Source organism: Photobacterium sp. GB-210, assembly GCF_003026075.1.
Classification (GTDB): domain Bacteria; phylum Pseudomonadota; class Gammaproteobacteria; order Enterobacterales; family Vibrionaceae; genus Photobacterium.
The window spans coordinates 444,628-468,927 of sequence record NZ_PYNU01000001.1; the positions used below are offsets into that span (position 1 = coordinate 444,628).

The following is a 24,300-nucleotide window of genomic DNA, read 5'->3' on the forward strand; positions in this document are numbered from 1 at the left end:
TACTGAGATAGTAAAAAGGCAATCAGATGATTGCCTTTTTTAATGGTTAACTTTTATACAAGCTTAATTGCGTTAAAGCAGTGGGCTAAACATATAGAAAAAGCGCTCGATAAATTTATTCTTCATGGAACGTTTACTCCATTGTTCACGATCGATTTCGTCGGAATCAGCAATATAACGTTGTTGTAATTGGCTGAGCTCTTGGGTGAAAACGATATTATCGACCGCCATTGTCACTTCAAAATTAAGCCATAAGCTTCGCATATCAAGATTTACAGTGCCAATTAAGCAATGGCTATCATCAATAACTACTGATTTTGTGTGTAACAACCCGCCGTGGAAACGATGGATATGTACTCCAGATTCAAGTAAATCACTAAAGAATGATCGGCTTGCCCATTCCACCATTATCGAATCATTTTTACGCGGAATAACAATATGTACTGCAATACCACGATCAGCTGCTCCTTTCATGGCATGCAGTAAATGTTCACTCGGCACGAAGTAAGGGGTTGTGATAACGACAGATTTTTGTGCTTGGTAAATACTTAGTAGCAACGCTTGGTGAATAATATCATCGGGCATACCTGGCCCTGATGGTATGACTTGTACTGTGTCTTTGTGCGCAGTATCAAAGGTACAGGAAGGCAGTGGGGGTAAAAAGCGTTTCCCTGTTTCTACCTCCCAGTCCCATGCTTGAATACAATTTAAAACCGAGACGGTAGGGCCTGAAATTCGCACCATGACATCGACCCATTGACCCACGCCCGCATCGACTTTAAAGAATGCAGGATCGACTAAGTTCATAGAGCCAGTATAAGCAATATGATCATCTACCACGACAATTTTACGGTGTAGACGTAAATCAAGACGACGGAAGAACATCCTAAACGGTGATACTGCTAGGGCCTCAACTAATTCGATGCCAGCACCACGCATTAACTTAGGCCAATGTGAACGAAAGAAGCGCATACTGCCCGCAGAATCAAGTAACAAGCGAATTCTAACACCACGTTTAGCCGCTTGAATTAAAGCAACGCCCACTTCATCAGCAAGCCCACCAGGGTTCCAGATATAAAATTCAAGGTGGATTGAGTGTTGTGCATTATTTATGTCCTTAACCAATGAACGTAAAATTTCTTGTGGCGATGATTGCAAGGAAAGATCATTACCAATAAGCCCAGGTATACCTAATCGATTTTCACATAAATTACTGATCGGCTTAGCAACAAGGCTCATTTCCTGAGGTTGATGTCCTGGACAATCATTGAGTTGTTTAAACCAATTAGCAAAAGGCAAAAACATTTCACGTGCACGCTCAGCTCGCTTTTTACCAAGATTTAATTCACCAAATAATAAATATGCAATTACCCCACCGATAGGTACGATGTAAATGATCATCATCCACGCTAGTGATACTCCAACTACACGACGTTTAAATACGACGCGAACAGTAACCGATGCGATGAGTAACCAATAGGCGAAAACGCCAATCCACGTTAAGACTTGATAAAATTGTTCCATCAAATGACTTCATTGCTTTAATAATACGTTATAGATATATAGTGCATTGAAAAGTGAAAAAAACCTAGTATTTAGGGTGTTTATTAACAAAAATTGGGTGAGATATCAGTTTTTAACTGTTTAATTAAATATATAAATTGGACCAAATATTAATTATTGAAAATTATAAAGAGAAGCATTTATTAGATAGAGATATACCATTTTTCTCCGGTGTTAATTTCACCCCCTGACTTTTCCTTTGATATTGTGCTGGTATACTCGCTCGCTCTTTTGTTGTAAGGCTGCCCTATGTTTACTCTTATTTACCAACACCCTGATTTTTTAGTTATTAATAAGCATCCAGGTATCAGTGTTCATAAAGATGACAATGATCAGCCGTTACTCGCAGCTGTTGCTGAACACACCGGCGATGAAAAGCTGTATTTGATCCATCGTCTAGACAAAATGACATCAGGTTTACTGCTGCTTGGACGTAATAAAGAAGCGGCATCGATCCTATCTTCAAATTTTGCTGAGCGGGTGGTCGAAAAGTTTTATGTAGCAATAGGCACCAAAAAGCCAAAGAAAAAACAAGGTGTGGTGATTGGTGATATGACTCGCTCACGTCGCAGTAGCTGGAAATTAGAAAGTACGAAGGAAAATCCAGCCATTACTCAGTTTTTCTCAACAGCTGCAGGTGAAGGACGACGTTTATTTCTCTGTAAGCCGCATACAGGAAAAACGCATCAGATCCGTGTTGCATTACGTAGTGTGGGTTCTGGTATTACTGGCGATGATATTTATGGCACTGAAACGTCAGATCGTGGTTACTTACATGCTTATGCACTGTCTTTTCCTTATAAGGGCGAAACACAGCGTTTTATTTGTCCACCAACAGACGGTAAATTGTGGCAAGTCGCTGAGACACAACAGGCGTTAAGCGATTGGAATCAGCCATGGCAATTAGAGTGGCCAACATTAGCTTATAAAAAGGCGAGTGTATAAATCTTTGTATGGATGCTGTGTTTTTCTGCAGTTTATTTAGAACTGTAGAAATCCTCAGCAACTAGCATCAGCACATATTCTTGGTGCTATAACTATCAATAAGCTTAACGTATAATGGCTGTCTAGGATCACCTAGCAAGAGAAAAAACATGCGTATTGTCCGCTCACGAGCTCATAGAAAACAACGTCGTAATCAACGCCAACTTCGACATTGTCGGTATCGGGCTCAGCAGTTTTTTCAATTAAAGTATGCTACGTTTTATTTCCCTTACCTCCCTGAATTAAAACAGACTAACGATGGTATTTTTCAATTATCATCGCATTTAATTTACCGTAATTATCCTGCATTTATACCGCATTGTTTACCTAAAAAAATCACTACTTCAGTGTTGCCAACGGCTCTATTATTAGCGGCTTGAGTAATATAAGACATGGAAACTGGTATTCTTGTGGCCAGTGGTTAAAATAGCGCCCTTAATTCACTATATAGTTTGAAATTATGGAAATAAGTGCATTACCCACTTTAGAAGCTCATCTACTCACAGCCTTGTCTTCACCGCCAAATGAAGTTCGCCGACTCTTTCATGGCCGTGGACGTTGCTGGCAAGGGTTAGAGCAAATAACGGTTGATTGGCTACAAGGTCAAGTACTTGTTTCCTTGTTTAAAGAGCCATCTCCTGAGTTCTTAGCTGAACTTACCACTTTGCTGAATAAACTGACTAAAACAGCAGAATGGCAAAACAGTGGTGCGACATCGCTATTGCTTCAACATCGTGATCGCGAAGGATCTCCGATGGACGTGATGTGGGGTGATACGTCTGAATATCAAGATGTGATTGAAAGTGGCTTAGTGTACAAGCTGGATCTTGGACGTAAGCAAAATAACGGCTTATTTCTTGATATGCGCTTTGGTCGTGATTGGGTTCGTGAGCAAGCAGCGGGTAAACGCGTGTTAAATTTATTCGCTTACACCTGTGGTTTCTCGGTTGCTGCAATTGCTGGTCGCGCAGAGCATGTTGTAAACCTTGATATGGCAAAAGCGGCATTAAGCCGTGGTCGTGATAATCACCATTTAAATAAACATGATTTAAAGAAAGTTAGTTTCTTAGGCCATGAATTATTTAAATCATGGGGTAAGGTGCGCAAATATGGCCCATACGATCTCATTATTATTGATCCACCATCATTTCAGAAAGGGAGCTTTGCGCTCACGAAAGATTATCAAAAGATCTTACGTCGCTTACCTGAATTGTTAACCGAAAACGGTACAGTGTTAGCGTGTGTGAATGATCCTAGCATTACTTCAACTTTCTTAATTGAAGGTATGGCAGCAGAAGCACCAGAGCTCGTGTTTGAAAAACGTCTTGATAATCCACCCGAGTTTAAAGATATTGAGCCAGAAGGTGGTTTAAAGGCATTGGTATTCCAACGCAACTAATTGAAAAATAGAAAATAGCGATAACCATTATCTTATCCCTTATGTTTTAAATATAAGGGATTTTTTATATCTAATTGCTACGCTTCTAGTGATAAAAATGGATAAAGTGCCACATTGCCATATATTCAACCTTACTAACTTGTTCATAATTAAGGTAATGTTGCAATTTTACAGCTGCTGACAAATACTGAAAAGACAGCATATAAAAATAAAAACGTAGGATTGTTAGTTCGTTTAGGGTAGCCACATAACAAAACATCGATTAAGGATGAGTCATTATGTTTAAGTCTTTTTTTCTCGAACGACGCTGGTTTTTATGGTCGATTTTTGGAAGCGCATTAATACTTTATGGTACTTGGTATAGTGTACAAATTACAGTTGAAGTCAATGAATGGTATGGATCTTTTTACAATTTACTTCAAAAGGCAATGACAACGCCAAACTCAGTGAAGTTTGAAGAAATACTTGCGGGAACCTTAGAATTTTTCAACATAGTGTCTTTGTATATCATTATTGCCGCTTTCTTAGAGTTTTTTACTAAGCACTTCGTGTTCAGATGGCGAACAGCAATGAATGATTATTACACCTCTCATTGGGATAAGATCCGTCATATAGAAGGGGCATCACAGCGTGTACAAGAAGACACAATGAGGTTGGCAGCGATCCTTGAAACATTAGGGGTTAGTTTTTTACGTTCAGTCATGTTGCTTGTTGCTTTTTTACCTCTATTGTGGACGTTAAGTGAGAATATCAAAGAACTACCTTGGATAGGGCCCGTTGAGCATTCCCTGGTTTATTTAGCCATCATTATTTCTGTTTTTGGAACAGGGCTTCTCGCTATTGTAGGAGTTAAACTTCCGGGGCTTGAGTTTAATAATCAAAAAGTTGAAGCCGCGTATCGTAAAGAGCTTGTACATGGTGAGGATCATCTGGAGCGAGCGCAGCCTGAAACACTTAAAGAACTGTATTCAAACGTTAGGAAAAATTACTTCACATTGTTCAAGCATTATCTGTATTTTGATATTGCTAAGTTTTCTTATCTTCAATATACAATGATTATACCTCTCATTGCGATGGGACCTGCTATTGTTTCCGGTGCACTGACTTTAGGGCTCTTTACACAAATTTCTAATGCTTTCAGTAAAGTAGAAGAATCATTCCAATATTTGGTGCATTCTTGGAAGACTATTGTTGAATTGATGTCGATTTATAAGCGTTTGAAAGCATTTGAAATACAAATAAACGAGGCCATTGCGGCTTCAGAAGTAACGATAGACGAGCAAATTTAAATATACCTATCAATATTGAAAAGCCCGTGCCAAATGATTATTGGTACGGGCTTTTTATCGCTATGGAAATGAATATTAATTCAGTTCTTCACAAGAGTCTTTAGATACTGCTTGCTGCGCCATTGTACGACCACTGATATCTTTGATCGTAATTAGGTAATTTACGCCGCTATCAAATAAAGGTTGTATTTCTTTGTTATTACAGTAGTTTCTTGCAGCCGTTTTGGCAGCATTGGATGGCGAAACACGACTTTTTCCACCATAAAGAACATTAATTTTAACGGTATTTCCTGACGCGTAGGCTTGGGTTATTTGATAGGCATCAATTTTTGGATAAGGTGCTTTACTATCAATTGCTGCCGCGCGGCTTTTTGCTAATGTTTCTGCAATTTGTTGCTTTTCATGAGAAGCACAGCCACTAAGCAGTAATAAACCTAATGATGCGGTGATTAGCGCTTTGCTTATAGTTAATTTCACAATCTCGCCCTTAAATAAATTATGGAAGCACTTTTTTGAATGGCTTCACAATCACATTAGCGTATACGCCTGCATCAATATAAGGGTCAGCGTCAGCCCATTGTTGTGCTTGTTCTAAAGAAGCAAATTCCGCAATAACAGTAGAGCCTGTAAATCCGGCATCACCTGGGTTCTCACTATCAATAGCAGGCATAGGCCCTGCAACTAACAATCGACCTTGTTCTTGTAAATCTTGTAAACGTGCAAGGTGTTTTTCACGAACGCTCATACGTCGCTCTAAGCTATTTTCAACATCTTGAGAAAAAATGACGTACCACATTATTGTTCTCCCTAATAAATATCAGAAGTGATAGCACTAAGGTATCGCTGGCTATCTTGTTGTTCTATTTCCCCATAGTAACCAATAAAAAAAGCACTAACTAGGCGTTAGTGCTTTTTTGTCGGTTAATGTTGTACTTGTTAGCGAAATAGCGCCTTGTCTTATTACGCTTTTACAATTGGGCGCGGACGACCTTCGCTATTAATTGCAACATAATTAAATGTTGCTTCGCATACACGGTATCGATCACCGACAGTCTCAACATCGACAGGTTTTACCCAAACTTCAAGACCTATGCTCATGGATGTATTGCCAATGCGTTTACACTCACCGTAACAACAAACCACGTCACCAACACTAACAGGGGCTTTAAACTCTATTTTATCAACAGAGACAGTCACAACACGCCCGCCAGAAATTTCTTTGGCAAGGATCGCGCCTGCTAAGTCCAATTGGGACATGATCCAACCACCAAATATATCACCATTGGCGTTGGTGTCGGCTGGCATGGCAAGCGTGCGAAGCAGAAGCTGTCCGCGAGGGATATTATTTTTAGTGTTCATGATTTACAACTTTACTGGTTATTGTCACTTTTCGGTAAGTGGCGATAAATGTAGCCACCGGTGAGGAAGGTAAAGAGCAGCGTTAATGCTAATAGCCCAAATACCTTAAAGTCTACCCATATATCTAGCGGGAAATTGAATGCAATATAGATGTTTACTATAGCGCAGACAACAAAAAACACACTCCAAGCAAGGTTAATACGTAACCAAATTGATTCAGGTAAGGTAATTTCTTTCCCAAGCATACTTTTGATCAGTGGTTTACCCATAAATTGGCTGATAAGTAATGCTAAAGCAAAGATGGCGTAGATGATGGTGACTTTCCACTTTATGAAATTTTCGTCATGGAGGAAAATGGTTAAACCACCAAAAACAGCCACTAATACGAAAGTAACAAGTTGCATTTTTTCGACTTTTTTATAGATAAACCAAGTCAACGCTACCTGAACCGCTGTTGCTGCAATTAAAGCGCCTGTGGCGATAAAAATGCCACTCGTTTTGAATAAAATAAAGAAAATGATAAGGGGGATAAAATCTAATAATTGTTTCATTACAACAACTCATTTCTAATAATTAATAAGAGTATACCCTTTTAGTATGGTGAATGAAAAAGAGCGAAGAAAAAGCGACGCCTATTTTTGTTAGATGGGCGTTGCTAAGAAAAGGATAGTAGTGCTTTATTACTTAGTAGGTTCTTGATCGATAAGCCTATCAACAATCACCGCACAAGCAGCATCACCAGTGATATTAAGTGCTGTTCTTATCATGTCAAAGATCCGATCAAGTGCAAATAACAGTGGTAGACCTTCAATGGGGATGCCAGCTGAAAGCAAAACGGCAACCACAAGGAAAGATGGGCCAGGGACACCTGCTTGTCCAACTGCGCCTAAAGTGGATGTCAAAATGATGGCGACATAGGCGCCTATGGTTAAATCAACTTGGAATATTTGAGCAAAGAAAGTTGCAACTAAACCATAGTAAATGGCATTACCACTCATATTAATTGTCGCCCCTAATGGCAGAACGAATGATGCGGTAGCGTTACTGACCTTTAATTCTTGTTCACACGTTTCCATGTTAACCGGTAATGTTGCCATAGAAGAAGCGGTTGAAAGGGCTACAATCTGTGGCTTTTTCATGGCGGATAAAAATCTGAGTGCAGAGGTTTTACTCAATATTTTTACTAGCAGGGGATAGAACACAAAACCGAAGATAGCAATGGCGGCAACATAAACAATAAACAGTTTAAAGACCACCATCAATGCATCAAAACCAAAGGTGCCGACCGCATCTGCCATTAAACCAAATACGCCCAGCGGTGCTATTTTCATCACAACGTTAATCATCCATACCATAGCATCAACGATGGCATTAATACCGTTGATTAAAGGTTCTCGTCGCTCTTTTTCTAGTTTAGAAACAGCGATACCAAAAAATAGACAAAACACTAAGATCTGTAAAATATTAGCTTCGGTTAAAGACTGGAATACGTTAGTCGGGATCATCCCTAATACGGTATTCCAAAACGTTGGCAGCTCGCCTTTGTCGGCATAGGTTTTAGCAAAGAGACCTGACACCGCATTAAGATCAATCCCGATACCGGGTTTGAAAATATGCCCCATTCCCAAAGCAAGTATGACTGCGATAGCGGAGGTAAATATAAAAAAGAGCAGAGTGGTTATGCCTACTTTACCAGCAGATTGACTGTTACCTAATCCTGCGGCACCTGAAATGATAGCAACAGCGACCAATGGAATAACTAACATTTTGATTAGGTGGATAAAAATACTGCCCAACGGCGCAAACATTGAAGCCGAATGCCCCATCATCGCGCCAACAAATGCGCCAACGAACATGGCAATAACAACTTGTACGCCAATATTTTTCATTAAACTTCCATTATTTTGCACAGTATCGACCTCTAAAGTATTGATGCAAAAGTGTAGTAAGCATAGTTGTGTTTATTTGGTTTTAATCGTTACGCGAATGTGTATTGGGTATGTCTTTACATGCAATGATCATTGTTCGCAATCACGAGGATTGAGGTTTTCTGTTGATCGTTGAAAAAGAGTGGTAGCAATATGCATATATTAGAGTAATTGCTTATCGTTTGATGGCTTTTTATTGCATGGTTAAGTTAAAATGAACCCTTTCTTTATAGTGTTTCTTATTTCTTAATCTGGAGGCATCAATGAAATACTTATCAATCAAGGCGTTTATTCAACACTATGGAAAAATGGGTCTGATACTCTGTTTGGGACAAGCATTTCTGTTATTGGTTATTATCGTTTTCAATACGATAACAATTATTAATCATTTACCAAGCGTGTGTTATTTAAATAAAGTGTCTCATGTGACATCAATTTCTTACACATTGATATGCCTTGTTTTCTTGTACTACACGATTACAAGTTTCTTTAATCGCATTCGTTTGTTGTTCAACATTTGCCTTGTCGTTAACTTTTTTCTTTTCCTTGCTTTTGTTTTTAAGCTTAGTGTGAGTTGTGTATAAGTCGTCAATAACGCGCTATTAACGGTATTGAGAATTCTCTTATATTGTCATCAAGTATGTCTTCAACGTTACTGTCTTTATTATTGGTGATAGATTTAAAGCACTCTTTTTCGTTAACGATAGCTATATAAAAAAGCCCATACATAAACAGCATCAGTAAGCTGAAATGTATGGGCTTATTACATTCGTTAGAATGCGTTATTTACTTGCTGCTTTCATCGATGAAATGAATGCAGATAATTTTTCTAACATTACAGTGTTGTTTTCAAGATTTTGCTCGATAATTTTCACGACTGCTGAGCCTGAGATTGCGCCTGCAGCACCTGCAGTGATCGCCTCTTTAACTTGCTCTGGCGAAGAAATACCAAATCCTAAAATAGCTGGCGGCGCGTTATGTGCTTTAAGGCTAGATAACAAGTGATCGATTGGCATTCCAGCTTTAGTTTCAGCACCCGTTACACCTGCGCGTGATAACAAGTAAGTGTAACCACCACCGAGTTCAGAGACCGCTTGTAGTGTTGCATCATCAGCATTAGGTGGCGCAATAAAAATAGGGTGAACACCGTATTTATTTGCCGCATCACGAAACTCTTGTGATGCATTAACGGGAACATCTGCAATTAATACTGAATCCACTCCAGCTTTTGCACATTGCTGATAAAAGTTATCGATACCAGCGGCAAACACAAGGTTGGCGTACATCAATAACCCGACTGGCACGTCAGGGTATTTTTGACGAATTTGTGTTAGTAACTCAAAACACAAGGTTGGTGTGGTGCCTGATTCTAATGCGCGGATGGTCGCACCTTGAATGGTAGGGCCATCAGCGAGAGGATCTGAAAATGGAATACCTAACTCTAAAGCATCAGCGCCAGATTCAACCAAGGTATCAATGATCTTCATTGATTGTTCTGGTGTTGGATCGCCAATGGTAACAAAAGGCACAAAAGCGCCTTCATTGCGCTCAGCTAATGTGCTGAATAATTGTTGATAACGATCCATTATATTGCTCCTTTTTCCTGCAAAATATCGTGAACAGTAAAGATATCCTTGTCACCACGACCTGATAAGTTAACCACTAGCAATTGTTCTTTTTCTGGTTCTGCATGAATAAGCTTCATGGCGTAAGCTAATGCATGAGCAGACTCGAGCGCGGGAATGATCCCTTCATTACGGGCGAGCAATTGGAATGCATCTAGTGCTTCATCATCAGTCACAGAGCCGTATTCAGCACGACCTGTTGCATTTAAGTGAGCATGTTGTGGACCGACAGATGGAAAATCAAGACCTGCTGATACAGAGTAAGACTCTTCAACTTGACCGTGTTGATCTTGCATCAGTGGTGCTTTCATACCAAAGAAAATACCTAAGGTACCGTGTTTAAGAGGCGCACCATGCATATCGGTATCTAAACCTTTACCGGCAGGCTCTACACCAATCAGTTTCACATCTGTTTCTTCAATGAAATCCGAGAACATACCGATGGCATTTGAACCACCACCGACACAAGCAATAACCGCATCAGGTAGGCGACCTTCTTTCTCTACGATCTGGGCTTTCGTTTCTTCACCAATAATATGCTGGAATTCTCGTACAATCGTTGGGAATGGGTGAGGGCCCGCCGCTGTACCTAGCAAGTAGTGTGCTTTGTCATAACTTGCAGACCAATCGCGCATTGCTTCATTACAAGCATCTTTTAAGGTTGCAGAGCCTGAGTGGACAGGAATGACTTCTGCGCCCATCAACTTCATACGGAATACGTTAGGGCTTTGACGTTCAACATCTTTAGCACCCATATAAACGCGGCATTTAAGGCCGAGTAGTGCACAAGCAAGCGCAGTTGCAACACCGTGTTGACCGGCACCAGTTTCAGCGATGATCTCATTTTTACCCATGCGCTTAGCGAGTAATGCTTGACCTAAAACTTGGTTTGTTTTGTGCGCGCCACCGTGTAATAAATCTTCACGTTTCAGGTATAGCTTTGTTTTTGTCCCTTTCGTCAAGTTCTGACATAGCGTTAGGGCAGTTGGACGACCAGCGTATTCTTTAAGTAGTGTAATAAATTCTTGTTGAAAACTTGGATCTTGCTGCGCTTCAATAAACGCATCTTCCAATTGGTCTAATGCAGGCACTAAAATTTGTGGTACATACTGACCACCAAATTCGCCAAAAAAGGCATCTAATTTACTCATAATTATTTATCGTCCTTAATATTTTTGATTGCCGCGAATGCCGCACTCAATTTATTCGGGTCTTTTTTACCTGGCGCACTTTCCACACCAGAATTTAAATCAAGGCCATCAAATCCTAATGCTGCCGCTTGTTGTGCGTTGTCTGCATTTAAGCCACCAGCCAGTAATATACCTTTGCGATCGCCGCTTTGGATCAACGACCAGTCGAAGCTTGTCCCTGTACCACCTGTTTGATTACCTACTTTACTATCTACAAGGTGTTTATCAACTTGGTATGCTGATAAATCAGGTAAAGCATCTGACACCCCGTGCGCTTTCCAAATTTTACATTGAGCTGGAAGTTGTGCTTTTAACTCATTAATATATTGCTGCGTTTCTGTGCCATGTAGCTGTACAACACTGAGTGCAAGTTGTTTTGCTGTATCGACAATTGTTTCAAGCTCTGCATTTTGGAAAACACCAACATAATCGAGTGGGGCGCCTGTCATCACATGGCGTGCTTGCTCGATATCAACACAGCGAGGAGAGTTAGAAACAAAAATTAAACCACCGTAAACGGCACCATTTTGGTAAGCGATGGTGGCGTCTTTGGCTTCGGTTAATCCGCAGACCTTGTTATCACCAAGTAACACACGGCGTACCGCAAGATCGAGGTTATCTTCAGCCATTAACGAGCTACCAATTAAAAAGCCATTGGCATATTGAGATAACTGGCGAATTTCTTGATTGCTATAAATACCAGATTCTGAAATCACAATCGTGTCTGGTGATAATTTCGGAGCAAGCTGCTTGGTGCGGTCTAAATTAATACTTAAATCGCGTAAATTACGGTTGTTAATACCGACAACTTTCGCTTTTAAGTTAATCGCACGTTCAAGCTCTTCTTCGTTACTCACTTCGGTCAAAATGCCAAGGTTTAATTGATTGGCAACATCAGCAAGGGTTTGGTATTCCTCGTCATTAAGGACCGACAGCATAAGTAAAATAGCATCAGCTTGATAGTGACGAGCTAAATAGACTTGATAGGTATCAACCATGAAATCTTTACATAGTACGGGTTGGCGTACTTGATCACGGACTTGAGGGAGAAACTCAAAGTTACCTTGGAAGTATTTTTCATCGGTTAAGACTGAAATCGCACTGGCGTAGTTATTGTAAACGCCAGCAATGTAATCAAGATTAAAATCGTCTCGGATCAAGCCTTTTGATGGTGAGGCTTTTTTACATTCAAGAATGAATGCAGGGCGCTCTACACCATTATCAGTATTGGATGATAACGCTTGGTAGAAGTCGCGATCACTTGGGACGAGATCATGAATAAATGAATCGAGTGGTTGTGATGCTTTACGTGTTTCTACCCAAATTCTTTTGTCAGCAACAATTTTTGCTAATACTGTTTCCATGATTATCCTCGTGCTGCCAATTTTTCCACTAATTCAAAAGCTTTGCCTGATTGCATGACTTCAATGGCTTGTTGTGTATTTTGTTTAAGATCTTCTTGACCGAATAAACGCAATAGTAGGGCTACATTGACGGCCACCGCACCAACTTGGGCTGGCGTACCTTTACCGGTTAAAATGTTAGTGATGATGGCGCGGTTCTCTTCAGGTTCGCCGCCTTTAATCGCTTCTAACGGGTAGGTGTCCAAACCGAAATCAGCGGGAGTTAGGGTGTATTCTGTAATTTCGCCATTAATGATTTCCGCAACATGGGTTTCGCCATGAATAGCCACTTCATCTAAACCACTACCGTGAACCACAGCCGCACGCTTCATGCCCATGGTAGCCATGGTTTCTGCAATCGGACGAACGAGGCTATTGTCGTAAACCCCCATAAGTTCGATGTTAGGTTTTGCTGGGTTAATTAAAGGCCCCAGTACATTGAAGATGGTGCGGGTTTTCAATGTTTGGCGTACAGGCATAGCGTGGCGTACACCACCGTGATATTCAGGCGCGAATAAGAAACACACACCAAGTTCATCTAGTGCTCCACGCGCGTTTTCTGGTGTCATCGCAAGGTTGATGCCAAATTTATCAAGCAGATCTGAAGAGCCAGATTTGCTTGAAACGCCACGGTTACCGTGTTTCGCCACTTTAATTCCACACGCTGCAGCTACAAACGCTGCTGTGGTTGAAATGTTGATGGTATTGGCACCATCACCACCGGTGCCTACGATATCGGCAAAGTCATAATCTGGGCTTGGGAAGGCGTTGGCATTAGCGACTAAAGCACTTGCGGCTCCAGCAATTTCTTGGGGTGTTTCACCTTTAATTTTCAACGAGGTTAAAACGGCCGAAAGAATGATGGGATCGACCTCACCCTTGATAATGGCATCAAATAGGGTGTGACTCTCTTGTTGGCTCAGAGATTTTTGATCGTAGAGTTTATTGGCAATATCGTAAATTTTGTTATCCATAATCATCGTCCTTAATGCTTTGAATTATTCTTTCCGTTAGATGTTGTTACCCAATTTAAGGTCTGTGTTAAAAGCTCCGCCCCTTGTGTCGTTAGGATTGACTCCGGGTGGAATTGAAAGCCACATACCTTATCTTCTTCGTTCAGTACAGCCATGACTAAGCCATTAACATCGGCGATAGTCTCTAGGCTATCAGGCACTTCTGTTGCGACTAAAGAATGGTAACGTGCAATAGAGAGAGGATTCGGTAAATTGCCAAACACTGCATGTTGGTTGTGGCTCATCATTGCAGCTTTCCCATGGACAATTTCACCTGCGCCTGAAACTTTACCGCCGTAAGCTTCAACAATCGCTTGTTGTCCTAGGCAAATACCAATCATTGGTACTTTACCTTTCACGCGTTGGATCAGTTCGGGCATACATCCCGCATCAGCTGGTACACCAGGACCGGGGGATAACACTAAAACAGGATTGCTTTTAGCACTAAGTGACTTTTCTACTTGCTCTGCCGTTAAGTTATTACGGTAAATGGTGACTGGATGACCGAGAGAGCGAAACTGATCAACAAGGTTGTAAGTAAACGAATCAAAGTTGTCGAGTAGCACAATATGGGCTGGGGTTGCGTTTGTCATTGTGGTTCTCCTTAACCTTGATGTGCTGTGCGAATAGCGTTAATGACTGCTTGCGCTTTGCCACGCGTTTCATCGGCTTCTGCTTGTGGAATGGAGTCGTAAACCACGCCAGCACCCGCTTGAACACTCGCAATACCATTCTCAACATAGGCTGAGCGGATCACGATACAAGTATCCATATCACCGTGACCAGTAAGATAACCGACAGCACCGCCATAACTACCACGACGGCGTTGTTCAACATCACGGATAAGCTGCATAGCTCGGATTTTCGGTGCCCCTGTCAATGTGCCCATGTTCATACAGGCTTGGTACGCATGAAGGGCATCAAGATCGCCACGCAATTGACCAACCACTCGAGAAACTAAGTGCATGACATGGCTGTAACGATCAACTTTGAGTAAATCTGCTACATAGCGGCTTCCTGCTTCACTGATCCTTGCGACATCATTACGTGCTAAATCCACTAACATCATGTGTTCAGCATTCTCTTTTTTATCGCAACGTAGCTCTAATTCAATACGACCATCTAAATCAAGGTTAATTGATCCGTCGCTGTTTTTGCCTCGTGGTCGAGTACCAGCAATCGGGTATATCTCTACTTGGTTTGAATCTGAACAATATTTCAGTGCACTTTCAGGAGAGGCGCCAAACAGGGTAAATTCTGAGTCTTGTAAAAAGAACATGTAAGGGCTTGGATTACCAATTTTCAATGCTTTATATGCTGCGAGCGTTGAAGGGCATGGCAAAGTAAATTGGCGTGACGGCACTACTTGGAACACATCGCCATTGATAACGTATTGTTTAAGATCGTTAACGGTTTGGCAGAAATCTTCATCGCTAATAGACGCCTCTGGCTCACATTTGTCTAATACTTGTGCGGGTGGCACAGGCTGAGGGTTTAAACAGATCTCTTTAATCGTTTGCAGGCGACGACTCAAATCATGATAGCTATTGGTGTAGTGCTCGCCACCAAATAAAGTTGCTTGCAGCGTGCCTTTACGACGTTGGTGATCGATAATCAACAAGGTTTCGGCAATATAGAAAATATAGTCAGGACAGTTATTGTCTTGCTTCACTTCTGGTAGCGGCTCAAAATCAGCGACTAAGTCATACGCAAATAGACCACCTAAGAATAAGGCTTCTTTTGGGTGGTGCTTGGTATCAAAGGCATGTTGGATCAAACGTAGAGCATCGAATGATGAAGTTTGGCGTAAGCGGCTATCCTCATCAATATCATGAGCGTGGGATGGAAATACCAAGGTTAATGTTTTTCCATCTAGTGCGGCATGAATATCGTTAGGCAGTTGGCTTTGTAAATGTGTAATGACATTCACACCATTACTGGTTAGTGCTTCCAATGTGACTTCTTTACCGCGGCAAACAATACGTACTGCTGCATCAACAAGCATTAAGCTCTTTAAATCTTGCTTAGAATCAACTTCTGCTGATTCTAATAAAAGGTTGTGCGGGCGATCGCCACAAACTGAAAAGTACAGTTCAGTGGGATCGGCAACATAAGGTACATCAAGGCTGAGAAGATTGATCTCATTAGCCGCTAATGTATTTTGCCCTAGTGGATGATTTCCTATTGAGTGAGTATTCACAGCGTTCTCCCTGCCGCTTCCACAAACGGTTTTAATTCCTGCATTAATTGTTCAAACATTGGTGCGGTTAATGCTTGATGACCATCAGATAAGGCTTCACATGGATTTAAATGTGATTCGACAATGATGCCATCGGCGCCAACAGCAGCTGCTGCGCGTGAGAGTGGGATCACTAACTCACGGATACCTGTTCCATGGCTTGGGTCGACCAGCACGGGCAAATGGGTATGTTGCTTTAAATAAGCGACAGCATTGAGATCCAATGTATTTCTGGTTGCTGTCTCAAACGTTCTAATACCACGTTCACACAAAATGATATTTGGGTTACCTGCATCATATATATATTCAGCAGCGAGCAGCAATTCCTCGATAGTGGCTGAAAGTCCGCGTTTGAGCAAGATCGGTTTTTTACTTTCACCGATAATTTTTAACAAGCCATAGTTTTGCATATTTCTCGCACCAATTTGAAAACAATCAATATATTGAGTCATTTTTTCAACTTGGCTCACATCCATAACTTCAGATACGGTAGGTATACCGAGCATGTCATTGGCTTTTTTTAACAATTTTAACCCTTCAATACCTAATCCTTGGAAATCATAAGGGCTGGTGCGAGGTTTATATGCTCCACCTCGTAGTGCCATAGCACCATGAGACTTCACCATTTCAGCCACAGACAATAATTGTTGCTCTGATTCGACAGAGCAAGGGCCTGCAATAACAGCAAAACGATCGCCACCGACCGCAGCAGAGCCAAAACGTACCACTGTGTTGTGGGCTTGGACTTCTCGGCTAACTAATTTGTATTTAGTTAAAATGGGTTTTACCGTTTCAACTAAAGGGTTCGCTTCGATATTTAAGCGTTGTAAAACACGTTCATCACCTAATGCACCTAAAACAATGCGTTCACTGCCAGGCATATATAGCGGTTTTAATCCGACACTGTCGATTTGAGCTAGTAGGCTTTTGGCATCAGCTTCTGTTGCTTGCGGTTTTAAGACAATAATCATGAGGTCATCCTTGTTAATGGTCGCAGTGAAGGCTAGGTGCAGTGCCCGTTTTATTTTTTATTTAGTTAAATTCGGCGTTATAAAAAAGCCCGCATTGATGGCGGGCTCGTTGCTATTTTGCTGAGTTACAGCAATTCACACTGCCCGTAAGTAGGAGTGCCACCACCAATTATTGAAGAAAACGCATTGTTGATTTTGAATTTGCTGTAACATGTAAGAGTCCTATTAGGTATTAGTTACATTTTTTCTATCAGCTAAATGTACGTGATGCCTTTCAAGTAAGTATTGGATACTTGGTATCTGCGTACTAGTAAACTAGTTCACGATTATAAAGTCAAGAATAAAACTTATGTTGTTTGATTTACATAGCCATACTACAGCGTCTGACGGTCGCTTAACGCCGCAAGAATTAGTTCGACGAGCCGTAGATATGCGGGTCGACATCCTGGCAATTACTGATCACGATACGGTTGCAGGCCTACACGAAGCGCATACTGTGATAGAGCAAGAAGCTTTGCCTATTACGTTAATCAACGGTATTGAAATCTCTACCGTGTGGCAAAACTTTGATATTCATATTGTTGGGCTTAATATAGACCCACAAAATCCAACGTTAGTGACGTTTATTGAACAGCAAGTAGAGCGTCGACTTGAACGTGCTAAAGAAATTGGTGCGCGACTTGAAAAAAACAGAATGCCAGGGGCATTTGAAGGCGCGGCTAAACTTGCGGGTGATGCATCGATCACTCGTGCACATTTCGCCCGTTGGATTGTTGAACAAGGTTATGCGAAAACCATGCAGGCGGTGTTTAAGAAATTCTTAACACGCGGAAATCCGGGTTACGTACCACCAAACTGGTGCACTATCGCCGATGCTATTGATGTGATTCATGCCGCCGGTGGTAAAGCGGTTATTGCCCATCCAGGCCGTTATAATATGACGGCAAAATGGCTTAAGCGATTAATCCAGCATTTCATTGAAGCTGGTGGTGACGGTATGGAAGTATCACAGCCTCAGCAAGGGCCGCAAGAACGACGTACCTTAGGGGATTACGCCATACAATTTAATTTACTTGCTTCACAAGGGTCCGATTTTCATTACCAATCACCTTGGACGGAATTAGGACGTAATTTGTGGCTCCCTAAAGATGTTCCAGCGATTTGGCATGATTGGGAAGTTGAGAAAAAGCGAGTAGAGGTAGAAATTCAGGCTGAGCCTGCTGCCTCAAAGGAGGAATAATGAGTCAATTTTTTTATGTTCACCCAGAAACACCCCAAACGCGTTTGATTAAACAAGCGGTAGAAATTATTAAAAATGGCGGCGTTGTCGTTTATCCAACAGATTCTGGTTATGCCCTTGGTTGTCAGTTAGAAAACAAACAAGCATTAGAGCGTATTTGTCAGATCCGTCGTTTAAACGAAAAGCACAACTTTACTTTGTTATGCCGCGATTTATCTGAGCTATCTTTGTACACCCGTGTTGATAATATCGCTTTCCGTCTTTTACGTAATAACACCCCAGGCGCATACACCTTTATATTTAAAGGAACAAAAGAAGTACCTCGCCGTTTAATGAATGCTAAGCGTAAAACGATTGGTATTCGTGTACCTGATAATGCGATAGCACTGGCGTTACTTGAAGCGCTAGGTGAGCCACTGATGTCAACCAGTCTTATTTTACCGGGTAATGAAACAACAGAAGCGGATCCCGATGAAATTCGCGATAAGTTAGAACATGCTGTTGATTTGATTATGCATGGTGGTTACTTAGGTGAGCAGCCAACAACAGTGATTGATTTCAGTGAAGGTGAAATTAATATTGTGCGAGTTGGTGCAGGTGATGTGACACCGTTTGAATGATCTAGAACGTTCTAAACCTAGGTAAATCTAATAAAAGCAAATAGTTAGTTTCTAGCTGTTTGCTTTTTTGTTTTTATTCCTATTTTATTTGTTTGATTTTCCTGTAACTAACCTCGCAATCGACTATCTTTTTATAGCTAACTTTGCCGTTTTTTGGCATAATGCGCGCCCACATTCTGATAAAAAGTGAGTTGCTAATGCCTCACACAGAATCCAAATTAATGCTATTCGCATAAATGGTTTTGGTTAAGTAACAGTCTGATTTTAAATTGGAAAATATTATCCGGAATCTTTTGATGAGTATTTCGACGCCTGTGAAGGCGACAAAGGTTTGTCTATAATGAGTGAAAAATTACAGAAGGTATTGGCACGAGCTGGCCAAGGATCACGTCGTGAAATCGAATTAATGATCCAAAACGGTCGAGTCAGTGTTGATGGTGTCGTTGCTAAACTTGGTGATCGTCTTGAAGATTTATCAGTAAGTGTTCGTATTGATGGTCATAACATTGAGCTGATCTCTTCTGATGAAGAAATTTGCCGTATTCTTGCTTACAACAAGCCAGAAGGTGAGCTATGTACTCGTCACGACCCTGAAGGCCGCCGTACTGTATTTGATCGTCTTCCTCGCTTAAACACAGGTCGCTGGGTATCAGTAGGCCGTCTTGATGCGAACACCTCAGGTTTATTGTTGTTCACAACAGACGGTGAACTTGCTAACCGCTTAATGCACCCAAGCCGCACGGTTGAACGTGAATACATGGTTCGTGTATTTGGTGAAGTGACTGAGCAAATGGTAAAGAACGTTGTTAAAGGTGTTGAACTAGAAGATGGTTTAGCACGTTTTGAAGATGTTGTTTACGCTGGTGGTGAAGGTATGAACCATACCTTCTACGTAGTGATCACTGAAGGTCGTAACCGTGAGGTTCGTCGTTTATGGGATTCGCAAGGTGTTACTGTTAGCCGTCTTAAGCGTGTTCGTTACGGTGATGTTTACCTAACGAAAGATATGCCTCGTGGTGGTTGGAGTGAGCTTGAACTAAAAGAAGTGAATGAACTTCGTGCAACAGTTGAGCTTCCGCCTGAGACTGAAACAGCATTAACTGTTGAAGGTCAAAAGCGTAAAAAAGGCATTCGTCAGATCCGTCGTGCTGTTCGTCGTCACGAAGAGCGTGTAGAAACGGGCGGTGCTCGCGGTCGTCGTGGTCGTGGTAACGATCGTCGTAACCCTGGCTCTAGTCGTAATGCTGAAGTTGAAGCTCAATCAAACGAGCATCGTGGTAATGGTCGTTCACAACCAGCAAAAGGTCGTGATAATCGTGACAGTCGCGATAACGGTAAGCCACAATCAGCAGGTCGCCCACAAACATCGGGTAAACCGCAATCATCAGGTAAGCGTAAGCCTTCAGGAAATGCAGCAAATCGCCGTAATCCTTTAGCCAATAAGCCTGCTAAGCCACGTACTCGTAAGTAATTGGTTTAGACTAAATGAATAATTAAAAGCCGACCTAGTGTCGGTTTTTTTGTATCCGGTAAATGACGTGGTATAACTCAAAGAGCAACGGAGTAAAAAGTGTGAATATTGCTGTGGTGCACTTTTCTGTGAAGGGATGCTAAACATATAACGAATAGCCAGTGAGTATAGCAATGTTAGATGCATTGAAAGAGCAACAACGGGGACGATTGATCACGGTCTTTGGCGTGATGGTATTAAGTTTTGATACGCTACTTGTGCGTTTAATTGATAGTAATGAATGGACATTAATTTTCTGGCGTGGCTTCTTACCTGCTGCCATGTTGTTTATTGTGCAGTGGTTTTCAGATAAAAAACTGATCACGCAACATTTACTGCGTCCATCGCTATTAACTTTAATTACTGCTGGATTGTTTAGCGCATCGACCATTTGTTTTGTGTTGTCACTGAATAATACCCAAGTGGCCAGTACGTTAGTTATTACCAATACAGCACCTTTATTTACGGCTGTGATTGGTTTCTTCTTCTTAAAAGAGAAGTTAGATAAGGCAACGATCTTTGCGATCATTATTGCTGTGGGTGGGATAGGGTTAGTGTTCGGCTATCATCCCACCGTTGACGAGTTGAGAGGCGATTCGCTTGCTTTGGTTTCTGCTGTTGCGATAGCTGTCTATCTTGTAGCACTTCGTAAGACCCAAGGGCAATTAGGCTCGATTTATATAATTCTGGCTGGTGTATTTACATCGATTATTTCGCTTTCTGTTGGCGCTAAACCGTTCGCACTGGATATGCAACATGCTATTTATATGTTCTTACTCGGTGGTGTTGTGATCCCATTGTCTTTCTATTTGATTGCACATGGGCCACGTTATTTACCCGCAGCTGAAACCAGTTTGATCTTGTTACTGGAAGTGCTTTTTGGTCCGTTGTTGGTATGGTTGATCATTGGTGAAACACCGACAGACAATGTGTTATTAGGCTCAGCGGTTGTGGTACTGACCTTATCCTGTTTATTTGCTTGGCAGTGGCGAAAACAACTTAAAACACAAAGTCACTAAAACTAGATTTAGCTGTAAAAAAGCCGACAATTGCGTCGGCTTTTTTGTTTATATCATCAATGAGCAGCTTTATTCTTCTTCACAATGACTGTAAGACGATGTTCGCTTAGGCTGAGCATCGATACATTTACCAGAAACATGGCGGCTTTCTGGGCCCATTAGATATACATATAGCGGTATGATATCTTTTGGTGTTTTAAGCTGCTTTGCATCTTCTGCTGGGAAGGCTTTGGCTCGCATTCCTGTTCTTGTTCCGCCAGGATTAATCGCATTTACCTTTACATTGGTGTTGCTTAATTCATCAGCAAGGACTTGCATCATGCCCTCGGTTGCAAATTTTGAAATAGCATAACTGCCCCAAAATGCACGACCACTATGACCAACGGTTGATGTTGTGAAAATAATTCTGCCATCGGACGATTTCTTGATAAGCGGAATAACAGCTTGAGTTAATAAAAACTGTGCTTTCACATTGACTTGCATGACATCATCAAAGGTCGATTCTTCAATTTGTTCTAGTGGGCTAAGTACGCCCAAGATCCCTGCGTTATGTAATACACCATCTAGGCGACCAAATTGTTGCTCGATGGTATCCACCATATCGAGATAGTGTTGTTTAGTCGCACCCATTAAATCTAAAGGGATAATCGCTGGCTTTGTGTAGCCCAGAGTTTCAATTTCATCATAAACAGCTTCAAGTTTTGCGACTGTTCTACCGAGTAAAATAACCGTTGCACCATGGGCTGCATATTGAATAGCGGCTTCGCGTCCAATGCCATCACCGGCACCTGTTACTAAAATGACACGATCTTTAAGAGAATCAGCAGCATTATGGTATTCCACGTTAGCATCCTTCTAATGTTGATTTTTCTTGTTTTTTGGCTGATTATTCGCCGAAGAACCCCACCAAGTATTGAGCTTGGTAACAATATAGATTACTACTAAACAAAACATATCAGAATTTACTCGCTGATTAAATTTCCTTTCATCTTAAGACGTGATCTATAAACCGATTCATTACATTTTTCTGAAAGAGAAGATAGCGATAAACGTGATAACACAGTTACAATAACGGTTGGCACTTTTTACTGCCAACAAAGAGGATTGGATATTGGAATTTTTATTTGATTATGGACTATTTTTCGCCAAAATCGCGACAGTGGTTGTTGCGATTGTTGGTGTATTGGTACTAGTAAAAGCATTGAATGGTCGTCATGGTTCGCAGAAAGGTGAACTGGAAGTGAGCGATCTGACAGAACAATACAAAGACACTGTAAACCAACTTGAATCTCACTTATTTGATAAAGCGTTATTAAAAGCTCGCGATAAAGCGGATAAGAAATCAGAGAAAGAAAAAGATAAAGCACGCCAACAAGAAGTGAAACAAGCGGCTAAAAATGGCAGCTTAGAAACATCACGTGATCCTCGTTTATTTGTTATTGATTTCCACGGTAGTATTGATGCGCGAGAAGTATCGTCATTACGTGAAGAGATCACGGCAATTCTGGCGGTTGCTATCGAAGGTGATGAAGTGCTATTACGCTTAGAAACGGGCGGCGGTATGGTACATGGTTATGGTTTAGCATCATCTCAACTTGATCGTTTAAAAGCGGCAGGTATTAAGCTGACTATTGCAGTTGATAAAGTAGCAGCAAGTGGTGGTTATATGATGGCATGTGTTGCTGATAAAATTGTTTCAGCACCGTTTGCAATTGTTGGCTCAATTGGCGTGATCGCTCAATTACCTAACTTTAATAAGGTATTGAAAAAGAACGATATTGACTACGAGCAAATCACAGCTGGTGAGTTTAAACGTACATTAACTATGTTTGGTGAGAATACTGATAAAGCACGTGAAAAATTCCAGATGGAAATCGAAGAAACTCATGGCTTATTTAAGAATTTTATTGCCGCTCACCGCCCAGATCTCGATCTTGAAAAAGTGGCAACGGGCGAGCATTGGTTCGGCCAACAAGCATTTGAATTAGGCTTGGTTGATCAGATCTCAACCAGTGATGATTTGATCACTGAAGCATGTAAAGACCGTGAAGTACTTAAAGTAAAATACGTACGTCGTAAGAAGCTTACCGAGAAACTAGCAGGCGCATCAAGCGAAGCTGCGGATAGTTTACTGATGAAGTGGGTTGCGCGCGGTCAGCGTCCATTTATGTAAGTATTTATATTCGTAGATTAAAAACCCGCTTGATGCGGGTTTTTTTATTCTCATCCGTTTTAGCTTGCTAGCGTAAACTGAGGAGAGAGTTTGTGTGCGAGCATTTTGAACATATTGAAAACAACAGTGGTGTTTGGTGTTGGTAATCCTTCATCATCAAGGAAATATTCACCTTTGAAAATTAATACACCATCGCGCTCTTCTACAGAAGTTGCACGCATCCCGTCAATATAAGACTCTTGATCTTGAATGATTTGGTTAGCAATCATTAGTAAATCAGTTGATGAAATTGGTTTTTTATCACTCATAGTAAAGTCTCAAACAATCGAATAGCCTGCATAGTCTATTTAACTTAATTGAATAAAACAAATAAACAAAAGTGTAGAGTGTTTATTATTTAATCAATATTAAGGTTTGTTTTGTTTTAATGTCTTTAATTGTGTGACCAAAGACATAAAAAATTTTTTTACGCTAGTCAGTGATATTAGATAAATGGTAATGATCTGCGTAAATTCATACCCAATTTATTTTGTGGTAGCGAATTGCTTTTGTAAAACAACATTATTATTCGACTATATCGTTTTAAATCAAACTGTTATTTGATAGTTTGTTACATTGCATTTACGTTACACATTTTGTTAACAATTGAGGAAGGTGCAACCAAACAGACAGATTTCGTTAAAAAGCAGTTGACCTTCTTGTATTCTAGCCCAATATGTAAATAGAATTTTACGTAGCGGCAATGAAATTTTTCATTGCAAAAATGTTTGATTAC

General features: G+C 41.0%; 24 protein-coding genes and 1 other annotated feature. Of the genes, 9 read left to right on the top strand and 15 right to left on the bottom strand.

All coding sequences use genetic code 11. The annotated features are described in order from the left end of the window. Positions 1–72: 72 nt before the first annotated feature. The gene (gene cls, locus C9J38_RS02110; protein ID WP_107205656.1) at positions 73–1,524 is read right to left on the bottom strand and encodes a cardiolipin synthase; all 1,452 of its coding nucleotides are present in this window, start codon (positions 1,522–1,524) and stop codon (positions 73–75) included. Positions 1,525–1,812: 288 nt separating this feature from the next. Here cls and C9J38_RS02115 point away from each other — a divergent pair, with 288 nt between their 5' ends. The 4 genes from C9J38_RS02115 (at position 1,813) to sbmA (ending at position 5,235) form a co-directional block, all read left to right on the top strand. After that, complete coding sequence (locus C9J38_RS02115) at positions 1,813–2,508, top strand: TIGR01621 family pseudouridine synthase (protein WP_107205657.1); 696 nt, start codon at positions 1,813–1,815, stop codon at positions 2,506–2,508. Positions 2,509–2,657: 149 nt separating this feature from the next. After that, the gene (locus tag C9J38_RS02120) at positions 2,658–2,927 is read left to right on the top strand and encodes a hypothetical protein (protein WP_107205658.1); all 270 of its coding nucleotides are present in this window, start codon (positions 2,658–2,660) and stop codon (positions 2,925–2,927) included. An 80-nt stretch (positions 2,928–3,007) separates the two neighbouring features. Beyond that, entirely contained in the window at positions 3,008–3,946 is a 939-nt protein-coding gene (locus C9J38_RS02125; protein ID WP_107205659.1) for a class I SAM-dependent methyltransferase, read from the top strand. A 278-nt stretch (positions 3,947–4,224) separates the two neighbouring features. Beyond that, entirely contained in the window at positions 4,225–5,235 is a 1,011-nt protein-coding gene (sbmA, locus tag C9J38_RS02130; RefSeq protein ID WP_107205660.1) for a peptide antibiotic transporter SbmA, read from the top strand. A 75-nt stretch (positions 5,236–5,310) separates the two neighbouring features. Here sbmA and gspS2 read toward each other — a convergent pair whose 3' ends face one another. The 12 genes from gspS2 to aroF all read right to left on the bottom strand — a co-directional run bounded on the left by gspS2 (position 5,311) and on the right by aroF (position 16,963). Continuing rightward, a complete protein-coding gene (gene gspS2, locus C9J38_RS02135) occupies positions 5,311–5,712 on the bottom strand; it encodes a type II secretion system pilot lipoprotein GspS-beta (protein ID WP_107205661.1) in 402 nt (133 codons plus the stop codon). Between the two features lie 19 nt (positions 5,713–5,731). Further along, positions 5,732–6,031, bottom strand: coding sequence for a YciI family protein (locus C9J38_RS02140; protein ID WP_107205662.1), 300 nt, complete (start codon positions 6,029–6,031; stop codon positions 5,732–5,734). Positions 6,032–6,195: 164 nt separating this feature from the next. Further along, entirely contained in the window at positions 6,196–6,594 is a 399-nt protein-coding gene (gene yciA / locus C9J38_RS02145; protein ID WP_107205663.1) for an acyl-CoA thioester hydrolase YciA, read from the bottom strand. An 11-nt stretch (positions 6,595–6,605) separates the two neighbouring features. Then, positions 6,606–7,145 carry a septation protein A gene (locus tag C9J38_RS02150; RefSeq protein ID WP_107205664.1) on the bottom strand — a complete coding sequence of 180 codons (540 nt, stop codon included), beginning with the start codon at positions 7,143–7,145 and terminating at the stop codon, positions 6,606–6,608. Positions 7,146–7,274: 129 nt separating this feature from the next. Then, the gene (locus C9J38_RS02155; protein ID WP_199190622.1) at positions 7,275–8,483 is read right to left on the bottom strand and encodes a dicarboxylate/amino acid:cation symporter; all 1,209 of its coding nucleotides are present in this window, start codon (positions 8,481–8,483) and stop codon (positions 7,275–7,277) included. 821 nt (positions 8,484–9,304) lie between these two features. Further along, positions 9,305–10,108, bottom strand: coding sequence for a tryptophan synthase subunit alpha (gene trpA / locus C9J38_RS02160; protein ID WP_107205666.1), 804 nt, complete (start codon positions 10,106–10,108; stop codon positions 9,305–9,307). Next, positions 10,108–11,298, bottom strand: a complete 1,191-nt coding sequence (gene trpB / locus C9J38_RS02165; RefSeq protein WP_107205667.1) for a tryptophan synthase subunit beta — start codon at positions 11,296–11,298, stop codon at positions 10,108–10,110. Before trpB ends, trpA begins: the two co-directional genes overlap by 1 nt. 2 nt (positions 11,299–11,300) lie before the next feature. After that, positions 11,301–12,701, bottom strand: coding sequence for a bifunctional indole-3-glycerol-phosphate synthase TrpC/phosphoribosylanthranilate isomerase TrpF (gene trpCF, locus C9J38_RS02170; protein ID WP_107205668.1), 1,401 nt, complete (start codon positions 12,699–12,701; stop codon positions 11,301–11,303). Between the two features lie 2 nt (positions 12,702–12,703). Then, on the bottom strand, positions 12,704–13,714 hold the full coding sequence (gene trpD / locus C9J38_RS02175) for an anthranilate phosphoribosyltransferase (RefSeq protein WP_107205669.1): 1,011 nt from the start codon (positions 13,712–13,714) through the stop codon (positions 12,704–12,706). 11 nt (positions 13,715–13,725) lie between these two features. Further along, positions 13,726–14,346 (bottom strand): aminodeoxychorismate/anthranilate synthase component II, encoded by a 621-nt coding sequence (locus C9J38_RS02180; RefSeq protein WP_107205670.1) that lies wholly within the window; start codon positions 14,344–14,346, stop codon positions 13,726–13,728. Positions 14,347–14,357: 11 nt separating this feature from the next. Beyond that, the gene (locus tag C9J38_RS02185; protein WP_369917455.1) at positions 14,358–15,938 is read right to left on the bottom strand and encodes an anthranilate synthase component 1; all 1,581 of its coding nucleotides are present in this window, start codon (positions 15,936–15,938) and stop codon (positions 14,358–14,360) included. Positions 15,939–15,949: 11 nt separating this feature from the next. Beyond that, on the bottom strand, positions 15,950–16,963 hold the full coding sequence (gene aroF / locus C9J38_RS02190) for a 3-deoxy-7-phosphoheptulonate synthase (RefSeq protein WP_107205672.1): 1,014 nt from the start codon (positions 16,961–16,963) through the stop codon (positions 15,950–15,952). A 79-nt stretch (positions 16,964–17,042) separates the two neighbouring features. After that, positions 17,043–17,137 (bottom strand) — a sequence feature (Trp leader region). A 175-nt stretch (positions 17,138–17,312) separates the two neighbouring features. Between aroF and C9J38_RS02195 the strand changes: the two genes are divergently transcribed. The 4 genes from C9J38_RS02195 to C9J38_RS02210 all read left to right on the top strand — a co-directional run bounded on the left by C9J38_RS02195 (position 17,313) and on the right by C9J38_RS02210 (position 21,352). Beyond that, on the top strand, positions 17,313–18,203 hold the full coding sequence (locus C9J38_RS02195; RefSeq protein WP_107205673.1) for a PHP domain-containing protein: 891 nt from the start codon (positions 17,313–17,315) through the stop codon (positions 18,201–18,203). After that, on the top strand, positions 18,203–18,823 hold the full coding sequence (locus tag C9J38_RS02200; RefSeq protein ID WP_005370802.1) for an L-threonylcarbamoyladenylate synthase: 621 nt from the start codon (positions 18,203–18,205) through the stop codon (positions 18,821–18,823). The genes C9J38_RS02195 and C9J38_RS02200 overlap by 1 nt, the downstream gene beginning before the upstream one ends. A gap of 340 nt (positions 18,824–19,163) precedes the next feature. Continuing rightward, positions 19,164–20,294, top strand: a complete 1,131-nt coding sequence (gene rluB, locus C9J38_RS02205) for a 23S rRNA pseudouridine(2605) synthase RluB (RefSeq protein WP_107205674.1) — start codon at positions 19,164–19,166, stop codon at positions 20,292–20,294. A gap of 173 nt (positions 20,295–20,467) precedes the next feature. Then, positions 20,468–21,352 carry a DMT family transporter gene (locus C9J38_RS02210; RefSeq protein WP_107205675.1) on the top strand — a complete coding sequence of 295 codons (885 nt, stop codon included), beginning with the start codon at positions 20,468–20,470 and terminating at the stop codon, positions 21,350–21,352. A 69-nt stretch (positions 21,353–21,421) separates the two neighbouring features. Here C9J38_RS02210 and C9J38_RS02215 read toward each other — a convergent pair whose 3' ends face one another. Continuing rightward, entirely contained in the window at positions 21,422–22,195 is a 774-nt protein-coding gene (locus tag C9J38_RS02215) for a YciK family oxidoreductase (protein ID WP_107205676.1), read from the bottom strand. Between the two features lie 268 nt (positions 22,196–22,463). On the opposite strand from C9J38_RS02215, the gene sohB reads away from it, so the two are divergent. Beyond that, positions 22,464–23,525, top strand: coding sequence for a protease SohB (gene sohB / locus C9J38_RS02220; RefSeq protein WP_107205677.1), 1,062 nt, complete (start codon positions 22,464–22,466; stop codon positions 23,523–23,525). Between the two features lie 59 nt (positions 23,526–23,584). Here sohB and C9J38_RS02225 read toward each other — a convergent pair whose 3' ends face one another. Then, on the bottom strand, positions 23,585–23,833 hold the full coding sequence (locus C9J38_RS02225; protein WP_107205678.1) for a YciN family protein: 249 nt from the start codon (positions 23,831–23,833) through the stop codon (positions 23,585–23,587). Between the last annotated feature and the right edge of the window lie 467 nt (positions 23,834–24,300).

Coding starts and splice junctions, on each gene's coding strand:
- cls (WP_107205656.1), bottom strand. CDS start 1,524: ATGGAACAATTTTATCAAGTCTTAACGTGGATTGGCGTTTTCGCCTAT.
- C9J38_RS02115 (WP_107205657.1), top strand. CDS start 1,813: ATGTTTACTCTTATTTACCAACACCCTGATTTTTTAGTTATTAATAAG.
- C9J38_RS02120 (WP_107205658.1), top strand. CDS start 2,658: ATGCGTATTGTCCGCTCACGAGCTCATAGAAAACAACGTCGTAATCAA.
- C9J38_RS02125 (WP_107205659.1), top strand. CDS start 3,008: ATGGAAATAAGTGCATTACCCACTTTAGAAGCTCATCTACTCACAGCC.
- sbmA (WP_107205660.1), top strand. CDS start 4,225: ATGTTTAAGTCTTTTTTTCTCGAACGACGCTGGTTTTTATGGTCGATT.
- C9J38_RS02140 (WP_107205662.1), bottom strand. CDS start 6,031: ATGTGGTACGTCATTTTTTCTCAAGATGTTGAAAATAGCTTAGAGCGA.
- yciA (WP_107205663.1), bottom strand. CDS start 6,594: ATGAACACTAAAAATAATATCCCTCGCGGACAGCTTCTGCTTCGCACG.
- C9J38_RS02150 (WP_107205664.1), bottom strand. CDS start 7,145: ATGAAACAATTATTAGATTTTATCCCCCTTATCATTTTCTTTATTTTA.
- C9J38_RS02155 (WP_199190622.1), bottom strand. CDS start 8,483: ATGAAAAATATTGGCGTACAAGTTGTTATTGCCATGTTCGTTGGCGCA.
- trpA (WP_107205666.1), bottom strand. CDS start 10,108: ATGGATCGTTATCAACAATTATTCAGCACATTAGCTGAGCGCAATGAA.
- trpB (WP_107205667.1), bottom strand. CDS start 11,298: ATGAGTAAATTAGATGCCTTTTTTGGCGAATTTGGTGGTCAGTATGTA.
- trpCF (WP_107205668.1), bottom strand. CDS start 12,701: ATGGAAACAGTATTAGCAAAAATTGTTGCTGACAAAAGAATTTGGGTA.
- trpD (WP_107205669.1), bottom strand. CDS start 13,714: ATGGATAACAAAATTTACGATATTGCCAATAAACTCTACGATCAAAAA.
- C9J38_RS02180 (WP_107205670.1), bottom strand. CDS start 14,346: ATGACAAACGCAACCCCAGCCCATATTGTGCTACTCGACAACTTTGAT.
- aroF (WP_107205672.1), bottom strand. CDS start 16,963: ATGATTATTGTCTTAAAACCGCAAGCAACAGAAGCTGATGCCAAAAGC.
- C9J38_RS02195 (WP_107205673.1), top strand. CDS start 17,313: ATGTTGTTTGATTTACATAGCCATACTACAGCGTCTGACGGTCGCTTA.
- C9J38_RS02200 (WP_005370802.1), top strand. CDS start 18,203: ATGAGTCAATTTTTTTATGTTCACCCAGAAACACCCCAAACGCGTTTG.
- rluB (WP_107205674.1), top strand. CDS start 19,164: ATGAGTGAAAAATTACAGAAGGTATTGGCACGAGCTGGCCAAGGATCA.
- C9J38_RS02210 (WP_107205675.1), top strand. CDS start 20,468: ATGTTAGATGCATTGAAAGAGCAACAACGGGGACGATTGATCACGGTC.
- C9J38_RS02225 (WP_107205678.1), bottom strand. CDS start 23,833: ATGAGTGATAAAAAACCAATTTCATCAACTGATTTACTAATGATTGCT.